Raw genomic sequence first — 12,940 nt, forward strand, 5'->3', positions numbered from 1 at the left:
GCGCGGACACCGGCACTCTTCCCGAGACCGTGTTCCGGACCAATTCTGCCCGCCGCCCCCGACAGCGCGGGACGCCTCGGTACTGTCGTGCGCCATGGGGACACGGGAGGGCGAGGCGACCGGGACGGTCACCGGGAGGCCGGCGACCGCGCTCGGGAGGATGCGGGCGGTGCTGGGACGGCGTCCGCTGGCCGTCGACGCCGTACTGTATTTCGGGTGCGCCTGCTACGCACTCGTGCTGGCGCTCACCGACAAGCATCTCGGCTACCGCGTCTGGGGCGCGTTCGCGGTCGCGGGCTACTCGCTGGCGCTCACCCACACCTGCTGGCTGGCGTTCAGCGCCCGCCGCCGCGCCGCCGACTCCCTCGTCCGGTCACGCTGGACACCAGTGGCGATCGTGGGTCTCGTCGGCATGCTCGCTCCCCTGGCGACGCTGGTGACACGGCGTGCGGTGGCCGGTGGCGACTGGACATCCGACCCGGGGCAGTGGCACGCCCAGCCCGAGGTGTGGGTCATCGAGCGTTCCGCGGACACCCTGCTCGCCACCGGCACGCCCTACCTCGATCTCGCCTCGCTGGGCCACGCCCCCGGCGTCTACGACTACGCGCCGTACGGTCCGGTCATGGCGGTCTTCGGGCTGCCCCGCGCCCTGTTCGGCGGTCATCCGGTCACCGACGCGCTGACGGACGCGCGGCTCGTGTTCGCCGCCGTCGCGGTCGGGTGCGTGCTGGCCGCGCTGCGGCTGTGGCGTCCCACCGCGATCCCGGTCGGCGCCGCCCAGCTCGCGGCCGTGTTCCCCCTGACAGCGCTGACCTGGGCGACAGCGGGCCCGGATCTCGCGATCGTCGCTCTGGTGGTGCTCGCCCTCGCCCTGGCCGCCACCGGCAGGCCCGTCTCCGCCGCGCTGGTGTGCGGTCTGGTGACGCACGCGAAGCTCATCGCGGCGCCCGCTGTGGTCGTGATCGGCGTTCTCGTCGCCGTCCGGCTCGGCGGTCGCGCGCTGGCCCGGTACATCGCGGGCTTCGCGGGGGCGACCGTGGTGCTGGTGGTGCCGGTCCTGCTCGTGAATCCCGGCGCGTTCACGGAACACGTGCTGCTGTTTCCCGCCGGGCTTGCGGCGGTGACCTCACCGGCGGCGAGTCCTTTCCCAGGGCACCTGCTCGCCGGCACCGGCCCCGTCGGCACGGTGCTCGCGTTCGTCCTGCTTGCCGGTGCGGGCGTGGCCGTACTCGCGTGGCTGGTACGCACGCCACCACGCACGGCGGCCGACGCGGCGTTACGCATCGCGGTGGCACTCGCCGCCTTCACCCTGCTGGCGACGGCCACCCGATTCGGCTACCTGGTGTATGTCTCCGTGCTACTCGGGGCAGTGATGGTGTTCCGAAGCCGGGCCGAGGTCCCCCTCGGCACCGTCGAGCCCGGCTCCGGCTCCACGGGTGATCGTGCCCCTCCTACTTCTTCTTGACGCGCGTCGCTCCCCCGCGACCCCGAAGCTGGACCCCGGACTCCGACAGGACCCGGTGCACGAAGCCGTACGAGCGGCCCGTCGACTCGGCCAGAGCGCGGATGCTCGCCCCCTTCTCGTACTTCTTCTTCAGGTCAGCGGCAAGCTTGTCGCGCGTGTTTCCGGTGATGCGCGCACCCTTCTTCAGGTCTGCCACGTCAATCCACCTTCCGCCCGTTTGATGTTTCGGGCCACATTCAGCCCCTGCCGTCGCAATGATCGAACACGACGGCGCCGAATGCCAGACGACAACGGAAAAACCTGCTCGAATGGCGGTGAAAACGTCCGATACGGTACTTGCTGTAGAGCGAACAATGACGCAACGCGCATCAGCGGCGGCGTTGTGTCCGCAGTGGCGCGCCACACTCCACCCGGAGCTCCCGGTGGGCCGACGCTGGGCGAACCTCGCCAACGCCACTGGTCAGCCACCCGTACGTGACCTCTCGGTCACCCCGGGCGCAGACCGGACCCGATCTTGGTCGGACGAGCACCACCGGTACGGACCAATTTCCCGAGAAACACCCGATCAGGCGAGTTCGACCAGTTCCTGATAATCGTCGGACCACAGATCTTCGGTCCCATCCGGGAGCAGGATCACCCGTTCGGGTTCCAGGGCCTCGACGGCGCCGGGATCGTGCGTCACGAGAACGACGGCACCCTCGTATCGGCGCAATGCGTCGAGCACCTGCTCCCGGCTCGCGGGGTCGAGGTTGTTCGTCGGTTCGTCCAGTAGCAGTACGTTGGCCGCGCTCGACACGAGCGCGGCGAGCGCGAGCCGGGTCTTCTCGCCACCCGACAGTGACTCCGCGGGCTGGTCGAGCTGTTCCCCGCTGAACAGGAACGAGCCCAGCAGGTTCCGCAGCTCCTGCGCACCCGTGTCCGGCGAGAGGTGCCGGATGTTCTGCCAGACGCTCGCCTGGTGGTCCAGGGTCTCGTGCTCCTGCGCGTAGTAGCCCAGCCGCATTCCGTGGCCGGGAACCACCTGCCCGGTATCCGCCTTCTCCAGCCCGCCCAGCAGCCGCAGCAGCGTGGTCTTGCCCGCGCCGTTCAGTCCGAGCACGACGACCTTCGACCCCCGGTCGATGGCGAGATCGACCCCGGTGAAGATCTCCAGCGACCCGTAGGACTTGGACAGGTTCTCGGCCGTCAGCGGGGTCCTGCCACACGGCGCGGGAGCGGGGAAACGGATGTGGGCGACCTTGTCGGCCTGCCGCTCGTCGTCGAGGTCGGCCAGCATCTGCTCGGCACGCCGTGCCATGTTCTTGGCCGCGACCGCCTTGGTGGCCTTGGCTCCCAGCTTGGCGGCCTGCTGCTGCAACGCCGACGCCTTCTTCTCGGCGTTGGCGCGCTCCCGCCTGCGGCGCTTCTCGTCGGTGGCCCGCGCGTCCAGGTAGCGCGCCCAGTTCATGTTGTAGCCGTCCAGCTCGCTGCGGGTGGCGTCGAGGAACCAGACCTTGTTGACCACGTCGCCGAGCAGGTCGACGTCGTGGCTGATGACGACGAGGCCGCCCGAGTGGGCCTTGAGGAAGCCGCGCAGCCAGTTGATCGAGTCGGCGTCGAGGTGGTTGGTCGGCTCGTCGAGCAGCAGGATGGTGCCCGACCGGCCGCCCGCTCCCGCCTCGGAGGCCGCGAACAGGATGCGCGCCAGCTCGACGCGGCGGCGCTGCCCGCCGGACAGGGTGCGCAGTGCCTGCGGCAGGATGCGGTCCTCCAGGCCCAGGTTGGCGCAGATCCGCGCGGCCTCGCTCTCGGCGGCGTAACCGCCCAGTGCCGCGAAGCGTTCCTCCAGGCGACCGTAGCGCTGGATCGCCTTGTCCCGGGCGGTGTCGTCCACCAGCTCGGCCATCGCGTTCTGCGCCTTCTCCATGTCGCGCAGCAGGACGTCCAGCCCCCGCGCCGAGAGCACCCGGTCCTTCGCGGTGATCGACAGGTCGCCCTCGCGGGGGTCCTGCGGCAGGTAGCCCACCTCGCCGGTCTGGTGTACCTCTCCGGCGTACGGCTCGCCCTCACCCGCGAGGACGCGCAACGTGGTGGTCTTGCCCGCGCCGTTGCGCCCGACGAGGCCGATGCGGTCGCCCGGCTGCACCCGCAGCGTGGTGCCGGACAGCAGGATGCGGGAACCGGCGCGTAGTTCGAGCCCGGTGGCGGTGATCACTGAGGAACTCCGTGGAAGGGGTTGGTCGGAAGGGACGTGCGGGGGCACACGGGAACACGGAGCCCGCGCCTACTCCAGCCGAACGACCACGGCACCCAGTGTAGGGCCCGGTGTCCAGTCGATTTCTCCGATGGTGGCCCGGCTCACCGCACCACGACCTCCACCGCGCGCGCCCTGGCCGCCGCGGCGTCGAGCACAGCGCGGCGCGGTTCGGCCACGTCGAGCACCCTGGGCTCGGCCTTGGCGAACACCGGGGCCAGCCGCGCGTCGTCCCGGAGCGTGTCGAGCGCCGCCCGGTCGCCACCCAGCACGACGGCGTCGAGGTCGGCCGCCCGTGCGGCGAGCACGTCGGCCGCGTCGTCGGCCGCGGCGCGCAGCGACTGCCGTGCCTGCCCCTGCCTGCGCCGGGCGAACCGTTGCTGCGACCAGCCCCCGGCCGCGCTGCGCCCGTGAACCAGGTGGCGGTCGGTGCGGGACGCGGTGACCCGGCCGCCCTCGGCCACACCGACGCTGTGGGCACCGAGGCGGACCAGCAGCAACCCGAGCGTGCGCGGGCGGGTCACGTGAGCGACCAGCTCGTCGACGGCCAGCCCGTCGCGGTGGGTGCCCGGTTCGACGGGCAGCGGATCGAACGGGACGGCCACCGTCGCCGTGACGCCGTTGCCGCCGTACACGCGCACCGTCGCGGGAGCCAGCTCGGTGCGCGTCACCCCGTCGTTGCGTTCGGCGAAGCGGTCGAACCAGCGGGCCAGCCGCTCCGGCTCCACCTCCACGACGGTGCCGCCGCCCGGTGCCTGCCGTGTCCGCGCCATCGCCCCGCTCCCTCGCCCGAGCCGTTCACAGCACCGACGGTTCGGACCACGGCTGCGCGGAGCGCCCCGAGATCGCGTCGAGCATGGCCGCCGCCTGCTTGTCGGTCAGCGAGGCCACGAAGTCGATCACAGCCCTGCCCCGGGCCAGCGAACGGACGGCGTCGGCTCCGCGCACCGGTTCCCCCGTCGCCCCGACCAGCAGTTCCGGATCGGCCGCCGCGAGCCCCCGGTACTCGGCGTGAGCGAGTTCCACGAGGTCGTGCAGCCTGCGGGGCAGGCGCGCCGCCTCGTCGCGATCGGTCAGCCACGCGTCGAGCGCGTCGACCAGGGTGGCGAGCAGGCTGGCCTGACCGCGCTGGTGCAGGGCGAGGTCGGGCCGCAGCAGCACGAACCGCCGGTGGACGAACTTCAGCACCTGCACCTCGTGCCACTGCGCAGGCAGCAGCGTGACGTGTCCCGTCCGGGGTGAGGGCGCGGCGGTGACCACCACGCCGCCGACGAGCCGGGCGGTCCAGCGCGCGGAGAAGGTCGCGGTGGCCTGCTCGGCCTCCACCGAGCCGTCGAACGGGATGCCCAGCAGTTCGTCCACGAGCTCGGCCCGCACCCGCGCGACCGCGTCGGCGAAGGCGTCGTCGCTGGTGATCCACGAGTCCTTCGCGTGCAGCCTGCGCCGCAGGTGCTCCAGCGACCGGCCCGGCCTGCGGTGCTGGTCCTCCAGCCGCTCGTCCGGCAGCTCCGCCAGTTCCCCGCGCCGGGCGAGCCACTGCCCCAGCTCCGTGGCCACCTCCGCGTGCTGCAGCACGCCGATGCGGTGGAAGTCCTGGAGATCGTGAATCGCGTAGGCGATGTCGTCGGCGAGATCCATCACCGATGCCTCGACGGTCTGCTGCCAGTACTCGACCTTGTCGGCGAACGGGGCGCGAGAGGCGGCCAGCTCGTCCAGCTCGGTGGAGTAGGCGGAGAACTTCGCCGACCCCGTGCCCGGTGCCTGCGCCGGTTCGGCCGCACCGCGCGGAACGACCGCCAGCTCCGACGGATGCGGCCGGGGCCGGTGCAGCCGGGCCCACGGGTACTTCAGCAGCGACGCGCGCACGGCGGCGGTGAGATTCAGCCCGCGCGGGGTCGGGCCGCCCACCTCGGTGGTGGTGACGATGCGGAACGTCTGGGCGTTGCCCTCGAAGCCGTCGGCCAGCCCGTACCGGTGGCGGGCGATGCGGTCGAGCACCTGTTCCCCGAGGTGGCCGAACGGCGGGTGACCGAGATCGTGCCCGAGCGCGGCGGCCTCGGCCACGTCGGGATCGCAGCCACCGAGCTTGCCGACGAGCTCGGCGGTGTCCGTGTGGCCACCGTGGGGATCACCCGTGGCGATCCGCTCGGCGATGGAGCGGGCCACCTGCGCGACCTTGAGGCTGTGCGTCAGCCGGTTGTGCAGCAGGGCGGACCCGCCCGCGCTCACGACCTGGGTCACGCCGCCGAGGCGCGCGAAGAACGGGGAGGCGACCAGGCGGTCGCGGTCGGCGCGGAACGGGCTGGACGACAGTTCGGCGAAGCCTCCGGACTCCGCGGCCTCGTCCCGGCGCCGGGCACGGGGATCTGGCTGGTTCACGACCCACACCGTACTTGACGCCGCCGCGCACGGGGCCGCCCGCGCGGCGGGGCTCAGCCGTCGCCGGGCACGACGAACCCGGACTCGAACGCCGCGATGACGGCCTGGGTCCGGTCCCGCGCTCCGAGCTTGGTCAGCACACCGCCGACATAGGTCTTGACCGTCTCGACACCCAGGTGCAGCACGGCCGCGATCTCGGCGTTCGACAGGCCCTGGGCGAGGTGGCGCAGCACCTGCCGCTCGCGCTCCGTCAGCTCCGCCTCCCGCAGCGCGGTGCCGCGCCCGGCGTGGCGGGCCGCCATCCTCCGGATCGCGGAGGGAAACAGCAGCGAGTCGCCCGCGCACACCGTGCGGACCGCCGAGACGAGTTCCTCGGGGCGCGCGCGTTTGAGCACGAACCCGCTGGCCCCGGCTCGCAGCGCCGAGTACACGAAGTCGTCGTTGTCGAACGTCGTGACCACGATGATCTTCGGGGGCCGCTCGGTCGTGGCCAGCACGTGCTCGGTGGCCGCGATGCCGTCGACCGACGGCATCCGCACGTCCATCAGGACCACGTCGGGCCGGGTGCTCCGGACCAGGCCGGGCACGTCGGCACCGTCGCCGGCCTCGGCCACCACCGTGAGGTCGTCCTCGGACTCCAGGATCGCCCGAAGCCCGGACCGCACGAGCGGCTCGTCGTCGGCGAGCAGCACCCCGATCCGGCCGGTCACGGTGTCGCCCGTCCGGTGGGCAGGGTGGCCGCGACCACCCACCGCTCGCCGTCGCGGCCCGCGCGCAGGGTTCCGCCCAGCAGGTCCACCCGTTCCCGCATCCCCCGCAGTCCTCTCCCGCCTCGCCCGGTGCCGCCCGCCCCGGTCGCCGGGTTGCCCACGGTGATCTCCAGTGTGGTTTGGGTGACGACGACGCGCACCGTCACCGGCACCTTACCCGCGTGCCGCACCGCGTTGGTGAGGCTCTCCTGCACGAGCCGGTACGCCTCCCGCGACACCACCGGCGCGACGGCCGCCAGGTCACCCTGAATGTCGGCCGACACGCCCACGCCCGCCAGCCGGGTCGCCGACAGCAGCGACGGCAGCTCCGGCAGGCCCGCCCTCGGCGGCGTGGTGCCCGCCGCCCCGTCCTCCCGCAGCAGTCCGAGCACGTGGTCGAGGTCGTCGAGCGCCGCCCGAGCCGCGTCCTGCACGGCCGCCATCGAGCCGTCGGCGGCTGCGGGATCACGGCTCAGCAACCGCCGCGCCGCACCCGCCTGGATCGACACGACACTCAACGCGTGCCCCACGGAGTCGTGCAGCTCCCTCGCCAGCCGGGCCCGTTCGAGCAGCCGCTCCGTCTGCCGTTCCAGCCGGGCGATCCGGTCGGCCGCCCGCAGGCCCAGCAGCACCGTCGCGAGCCGCCGGAAGGCGCCGCCGAGTCCGGCGACCACCGGCACCAGCGCGAGGAGGGCCGAGACACCGGCAGCGGGCAACCACGCGCTCGCCCAGCCCGTCGGCACCGTGATCCGGTTCTGTTCCCCCAGGGTGAACCCGCCCGTGAACGGCACCGACACGGCGACGGCGAACGCGATGGGCAGCAGCAGGCTTACGACGGACACCACGCCGCCCACCAGCACGTGCGCGGTGAACAGCGCGGCGGCGCGCACCCTGGCCCGCCCGCTCGCCGCCCCCGCCGCGTCGGGAACGGGGTCGTCGAGCAGCTCACGCACCGCCGCGAACTCCAGCGCGCGCACCGCCGGGAGGAACGCCGTGCCGACGAGCGCGAGCACCATGCACGCGCCGCCGATCGCGACCGCGCCCGGCAGGGTCGAGGCCGCGGGCACCACCGAGGGCACCAGGATCGCCCCGAACAGCACGTAGGGCGACGCCAGCGCACCCCCGAGCACGAAGTAGGCCCAGCGGCGATAGGTCGACGGCCGGGCGAAAGCCCCGAGCACCCACCGTGTCATGCACCGATCCTGCCAGAGTGCGGCGCGGCGAGGCAGAGGTATGACCAGGGGCCAGTCTGACTGAACAGTCGACCACACGTGATCGCAAGTACGCGCTGTGCCAGGGAGAAACGGGTCACGTTACGAACCGATGCTTGCGATAATCGAAACGCGACACTACGGTCCCTCCCGTGAGTGAGCACGAGGAACTACGCAACCGGGTCCGCGGTCTCATTCACCCGAAGCCGGGAGCGCAACGCGAGTTCGCCGCCGCGATCGGGCTGGCGGAGTCGAAGCTGTCCAAATCGCTCAGTGGAACCCGGCGGTTCGCACCACACGAACTGGTCCGTATCGCCGAGTACTCCGGCGTGACGGTCAACTGGCTGCTCAACGGGAGAGACGACGCGGACACGGTCACCGCTGTGCCCGCGCCGACGGCCCGCTCCCGCAGCGCGCCCGTGACGGGCCCCCAGTCGGCGATGCGGCGGCGCATCCTGGAGACGGCGTGGCAGCTCATCGCCGAGCGCGGCTACCACCGCGTGCGCATCGCCGACATCGCCAGGGAGTGCGGCACCAGCGCGGCCACCATCCACTACTACTTCCCCACCAAGGACGACGTCCTGATCGAGTCGCTGCGGCGCAACGTCAAACTCGCGTTCGACCGGCAGGTCGCGGAGTTGTCCACTGTGGATGACGCGCGGGAACGGCTGGTGCGGCTGGTCGAGCTGCAACTACCCGCTCCCGGGCTGCTACACGACGAGTGGTCGGTGTGGTTGCAGGTGTGGACCGAGAGCACGCTCAACCCCGCGATCCGCGAGTTGTACAGCGACTCCTACAACCGCTGGTACGACACCATCGCCATGACCATCCGGACCGGACAGCAGCAGGGAGTGTTCCGGCGGCAGGACCCCGACGACCTCACGACCCAGCTGAGCGCGTTGATCGACGGCCTCGGCATCCAGGTGCTGACCGGCAAGCCGGGAAGCTCGGTGGCGCACATGCGCAGGCATCTGCACGACTTCATCGACCGCAACATCGTCGAAGGGCAGGCATGAACGACGAAGTGATCATCACGTGCGCGCTGACCGGCGCGGGCGACACGGTGGGCAAGAGCGAGCACGTCCCGGTGACACCGGAGCAGATCGCTGCCTCCGCGGTGGAGGCCGCGAACGCGGGCGCGGCCGTGGTCCACGTGCACGTGCGCGACGTGGAGACCGGCCAGGGCTCCCGCGACGTCGCGCTGTACCGGGAGGTGGTACGCCGCGTCCGGGAGTCCGGAGTGGACGTCGTGCTCAACCTGACGGCGGGCATGGGCGGCGACCTGGTGCTCGACGCGGAGGATCCGTTGAAGCCGGTCGACGGCACCGACCTCGTGAGCGCGCTCGACCGGCTGCCGCACGTGGAGGAGCTGCTGCCCGACATCTGCACGCTCGACTGCGGCTCGCTCAACTTCGGAGAGGGACACCAGCTCTATGTGTCCACCCCGGACATGCTGCGGGTGGGAGCACGGCGCGTGCAGGAACTCGGGGTGAAACCCGAGCTGGAGATCTTCGACACCGGCAACCTGTGGTTCGCGAGCACGCTGGTCGCCGAGGGGCTCATCGACGCCCCGCCGCTGTTCCAGCTGTGCATGGGCATCCCCTACGGCGCTCCCGCCGATCCGCGGGTGTTGCAGGCGATGGTCGACATGCTGCCGGAGGGCGCCCAGTGGGCCTCGTTCGCCATCGGCCGCAACCAGCTCCCCTGGGTCGCGGAGTCGGTGCTGCGTGGTGGGCACGTGCGGGTCGGGCTGGAGGACAACCTCTACCTGTCGAAGGGCGTCAAGGCCACGAACGGGCAACTCGTCGAGCGCGCGGTGGACATCGTGGAAGGACTCGGCGCGCGCGTGGCCGGGCCGGGCGCCGCCCGGCGCATCCTCGGACTGGAGCGGGGCCGGTGAGCGGGCCGGTGGGCACACCCGGGGACGTGACCACGGTCGCCTGTGTCGGCGCGGGCGTCATCGGCGGCGGCTGGGCGGCGCACTTCCTCGCCAGGGGGTACGCGGTACGGGCGTGGGATCCCGGCGACGGCGCGGCGGAACGGCTCTCCCGGCTGGTCGAGGCCGCGTGGCCCGCGCTCACCGAGCTCGGGCTCGCCGACGGCGCCTCGCCGGAACGGCTCACGGCGACACCGACGCTGGCCGAGGCCGTCGAGGGTGCCGGGTTCGTGCAGGAGAGCGCACCCGAGTCGTTGCCGCTCAAGCGCACGCTGCTGGCCGACATCGACGCCGCCACTCCGCAGGGCGTGGTGATCGCCTCCTCCACGTCGGGTTTTCCGATGACCGACATGCAGACCGAGGCCGACACGCCCGGGCGGCTCGTGGTGGGACACCCGTTCAACCCGCCGTACCTGATTCCGCTGGTCGAGGTGGTGGGCGGGCAGCGCACCGAGCCGTGGGCCGTGGAGTGGGCGAGCGAGTTCTACCGCCGCGTCGGCAAGTCCGTGATCACGATGGATCGCGAGCTGCCCGGCTTCATCGCGAACCGGCTGCAGGAGGCGCTGTGGCGGGAGGCGCTGCACATGGTCGCCAACGGTGAGGCGACGGTGGAGCAGATCGACACCGCCATCACCGACGGCCCCGGCCTGCGCTGGCCGGTCCACGGACCCTGCCTGACGTTCCACCTCGCGGGCGGCGAGGGCGGCATGGCGCACATGCTGGACCACTTCGGTCCGTCGTTGCAGGCGCCGTGGACCCGGCTCGAAGCCCCGGAGCTGACCCGCGCCCTGCGCGACGACATGGTCGCCGGCTGCGCGAGCGAGGCGGCGGGCCGGACGTTCGCCGAGCTGGTCGCCGAACGCGATCGCGGCGTCATCGCCGTGCAGCGGGCACTGCGGCCACCGGCGGGCGACGAGGACGCGGGAACGGCCGGTGAGCACGGTGCCTGAGCCGCTCACCTATCACGACACCGTCCGCGACGAGTGGATCGACTACAACGGTCACCTCAGCGAGGCGTACTACGTGCTCGTGTTCGGCTTCGCCACCGACCACCTCATGGCCTCCGTCGGCCTGGACGAGCGCTACCGCGCCGAGAACGGCGCGTCGCTGTACACGGTGGAGGCCCACGTCCGCTACCTGCGTGAGGTCGGGCCGCGCAGCGAGGTGACCGTGACGACGGGCGTGCTGTCCGTGGGGGCCAGGAAGGTGCGCCTCTGCCACGAGATGACGGTCGGCGGCGTCCTCGTCGCCACCGAGGAACTGCTCGCGCTGCACGTGGCCGGAGCCAGGGCGGCGCCGTTTCCCGACGACGTCGCCCAGCGCCTGCTCCACCACCGGCGAGCCGTTCCCGACTACGCGGGACGGGCCATCTCCTGATCCGTCCCCACCCCAGACCGGAAGTAACCCTGATGTCGTTCGACACCCCTGTACGCAGACGAGCTTTGTTGTCCGGCGGCGCGGCCGTGGCCGCGGTACCGCTGCTGTCCGCCTGCGGCGCCACCTCCCGCGCCGCGGGCACCGAACCCACCGGACCGCCCCGCCGGGGCGGCAGGCTGCGGGTCGGCGTCACCGGAGGCGGCGCCTCCGACACGCTCGACCCGCACATTCCCGCCACCAACCCGGACATCGCCCGGGTGCGCAACCTCTACGAGCCCCTGCTGTACCGCGACCACGAGTACAAGCTGGAGATGCTGGTCGCCGAGTCGCTGACGTCGTCGGACGACGCGACGCGCTGGACGGCCCGGCTGCGCGAGGGGGTGCGGTTCAGCGACGGCAGGCCGGTCACGCCGGCCGACGTCATCGCGACGTTCCGGCGGATCATGGACCCGGACGATCCCAAGAGCGGCGCCGCGAGCCTGACCATGCTCGACGAGGTCGTGGCCACCGGCGATTCCACAGTGGAGTTCCGGCTCACCGAGCCCTCCAGCGTGTTCGACGACTACCTGGCGCAGTACTCGCTCGGGATCGTGCCCGAGGACTTCTCGCTCGACCACCCGGTCGGCACCGGACCCTTCCGGCTGCGCTCGTTCACTCCCGGGCTGCAGAGCGTGTTCGTGGGCAACGAGCACTACTGGCGGCCCGGTCAGCCCCACCTCGACGAGCTGGTGCTGCTCAACTTCGGCGAGGACGACGCGAGGCTCAACGCGCTGCTGTCGTCACAGGTCGACGCCATCGACCAGGTACCGATGGCGCTGGTGGAGGTCCTGCGCAGCGACGAACGGCTGCGCGTGCTCAGCTCCGAGACCGGCACCTGGCTGCCGTTCACCATGCGAGTGGACCGCCCGCCGTTCGACGACGTGCGGGTGCGGCAGGCGTTGCGGCTGGTCGTGGACCGCGAGCAGATGATCAATCAGGTGCTCAGCGGGCAGGGACGCCCCGGCAACGACCTGTACGCGCCGTTCGACCCGGCGTACGCGGCCGATCTGCCGCAACGGCGCCGGAACCTCCGGGAGGCACGCAGACTGCTGCGCGAGGCGGGGCGGCAGAACCTCGACGTCGAACTGGTGACCGCGCCGATCCAGGCCGGGGCCGTCGAAGCCGCGCAGGTGTTCCAGCAGCAGGCCAGAGCGGCCGGGATCACCGTGCGGCTGCGGCGGCTCGACACCACCACGTTCTTCGGTGAGAACTATCTGAGCTGGGACTTCGCGCAGTCGTTCTGGTACACGCGCAACTACCTGCCGCAGGTGGCGTCCGGGGCGCTGCCCGACGCGCCCTACAACGAGACGCACTGGGACGACGCCGAGTTCCAGGACCTCGTCGGCCGCGCGCGCCGCACCCTCGACGCGGACGAGCGCACCGCGCTGCTGCACGAGGCACAGCGCATCGAGTACGACCGGGGCGGCAACATCATCTGGGGTTTCGTCAACCAGGTCGACGCCTACCAGGTGTACGTGGGCGGGTTCGTCCCCGACCGCACCGGCCTGCCGCTGTCCGGCTACTCGTTCCGCGAGATCTGGATCGGATGAG

At 71.9% G+C, this 12,940-nt stretch carries 12 protein-coding genes; 6 read left to right on the plus strand and 6 right to left on the minus strand.

Features of this window, described 5'->3' with window-relative positions:
• Positions 1 to 94: 94 nt before the first annotated feature.
• Positions 95 to 1,465: a glycosyltransferase family 87 protein gene (locus FFT09_RS03165; protein WP_138381774.1), complete on the plus strand. Its 1,371-nt coding sequence runs from the start codon at positions 95 to 97 to the stop codon at positions 1,463 to 1,465.
• Here FFT09_RS03165 and FFT09_RS03170 read toward each other — a convergent pair.
• From FFT09_RS03170 to FFT09_RS03195, 6 genes are all read right to left on the minus strand, one after another.
• Complete coding sequence (locus FFT09_RS03170; RefSeq protein WP_005437638.1) at positions 1,452 to 1,661, minus strand: helix-turn-helix domain-containing protein; 210 nt, start codon at positions 1,659 to 1,661, stop codon at positions 1,452 to 1,454. The genes FFT09_RS03165 and FFT09_RS03170 overlap by 14 nt on opposite strands.
• A gap of 369 nt (positions 1,662 to 2,030) precedes the next feature.
• Positions 2,031 to 3,659, minus strand: a complete 1,629-nt coding sequence (locus FFT09_RS03175; RefSeq protein WP_081190664.1) for an ABC-F family ATP-binding cassette domain-containing protein — start codon at positions 3,657 to 3,659, stop codon at positions 2,031 to 2,033.
• A gap of 143 nt (positions 3,660 to 3,802) precedes the next feature.
• Positions 3,803 to 4,471 carry an acVLRF1 family peptidyl-tRNA hydrolase gene (locus FFT09_RS03180; protein WP_138381775.1) on the minus strand — a complete coding sequence of 223 codons (669 nt, stop codon included), beginning with the start codon at positions 4,469 to 4,471 and terminating at the stop codon, positions 3,803 to 3,805.
• A gap of 25 nt (positions 4,472 to 4,496) precedes the next feature.
• The gene (locus FFT09_RS03185; RefSeq protein WP_081190666.1) at positions 4,497 to 6,086 is read right to left on the minus strand and encodes a deoxyguanosinetriphosphate triphosphohydrolase family protein; all 1,590 of its coding nucleotides are present in this window, start codon (positions 6,084 to 6,086) and stop codon (positions 4,497 to 4,499) included.
• A gap of 44 nt (positions 6,087 to 6,130) precedes the next feature.
• The gene (locus FFT09_RS03190) at positions 6,131 to 6,787 is read right to left on the minus strand and encodes a response regulator transcription factor (protein WP_024874226.1); all 657 of its coding nucleotides are present in this window, start codon (positions 6,785 to 6,787) and stop codon (positions 6,131 to 6,133) included.
• Positions 6,784 to 8,019: a sensor histidine kinase gene (locus FFT09_RS03195; RefSeq protein WP_138381776.1), complete on the minus strand. Its 1,236-nt coding sequence runs from the start codon at positions 8,017 to 8,019 to the stop codon at positions 6,784 to 6,786. The genes FFT09_RS03190 and FFT09_RS03195 overlap by 4 nt, the downstream gene beginning before the upstream one ends.
• 170 nt (positions 8,020 to 8,189) lie before the next feature.
• Between FFT09_RS03195 and FFT09_RS03200 the strand changes: the two genes are divergently transcribed.
• From FFT09_RS03200 to FFT09_RS03220, 5 genes are read left to right on the plus strand one after another with little or no spacing between them, the layout of a single operon-like run.
• Positions 8,190 to 9,053: a TetR/AcrR family transcriptional regulator gene (locus FFT09_RS03200; RefSeq protein WP_081190668.1), complete on the plus strand. Its 864-nt coding sequence runs from the start codon at positions 8,190 to 8,192 to the stop codon at positions 9,051 to 9,053.
• Complete coding sequence (locus tag FFT09_RS03205) at positions 9,050 to 9,937, plus strand: beta-keto acid cleavage family enzyme (RefSeq protein WP_138381777.1); 888 nt, start codon at positions 9,050 to 9,052, stop codon at positions 9,935 to 9,937. Before FFT09_RS03200 ends, FFT09_RS03205 begins: the two co-directional genes overlap by 4 nt.
• Positions 9,938 to 9,945: 8 nt before the next feature.
• Positions 9,946 to 10,923: a 3-hydroxyacyl-CoA dehydrogenase NAD-binding domain-containing protein gene (locus FFT09_RS03210; protein ID WP_208544344.1), complete on the plus strand. Its 978-nt coding sequence runs from the start codon at positions 9,946 to 9,948 to the stop codon at positions 10,921 to 10,923.
• Positions 10,916 to 11,350 carry a thioesterase family protein gene (locus FFT09_RS03215; RefSeq protein WP_081191005.1) on the plus strand — a complete coding sequence of 145 codons (435 nt, stop codon included), beginning with the start codon at positions 10,916 to 10,918 and terminating at the stop codon, positions 11,348 to 11,350. Before FFT09_RS03210 ends, FFT09_RS03215 begins: the two co-directional genes overlap by 8 nt.
• A 32-nt stretch (positions 11,351 to 11,382) precedes the next feature.
• Positions 11,383 to 12,939: an ABC transporter substrate-binding protein gene (locus tag FFT09_RS03220; protein ID WP_138381779.1), complete on the plus strand. Its 1,557-nt coding sequence runs from the start codon at positions 11,383 to 11,385 to the stop codon at positions 12,937 to 12,939.
• The last annotated feature ends 1 nt before the right edge of the window (position 12,940 follow it).

Origin of the sequence: Saccharomonospora piscinae, assembly GCF_005862235.1 — a bacterium.
GTDB classification, from domain to species: domain Bacteria; phylum Actinomycetota; class Actinomycetes; order Mycobacteriales; family Pseudonocardiaceae; genus Saccharomonospora; species Saccharomonospora piscinae.

Excerpts from the sequence above, each read along its gene's own strand:
- FFT09_RS03165 (WP_138381774.1), top strand. The coding sequence starts at position 95 with ATGGGGACACGGGAGGGCGAGGCGACCGGGACGGTCACCGGGAGGCCG.
- FFT09_RS03180 (WP_138381775.1), bottom strand. The coding sequence starts at position 4,471 with ATGGCGCGGACACGGCAGGCACCGGGCGGCGGCACCGTCGTGGAGGTG.
- FFT09_RS03195 (WP_138381776.1), bottom strand. The coding sequence starts at position 8,019 with ATGACACGGTGGGTGCTCGGGGCTTTCGCCCGGCCGTCGACCTATCGC.
- FFT09_RS03205 (WP_138381777.1), top strand. The coding sequence starts at position 9,050 with ATGAACGACGAAGTGATCATCACGTGCGCGCTGACCGGCGCGGGCGAC.
- FFT09_RS03220 (WP_138381779.1), top strand. The coding sequence starts at position 11,383 with ATGTCGTTCGACACCCCTGTACGCAGACGAGCTTTGTTGTCCGGCGGC.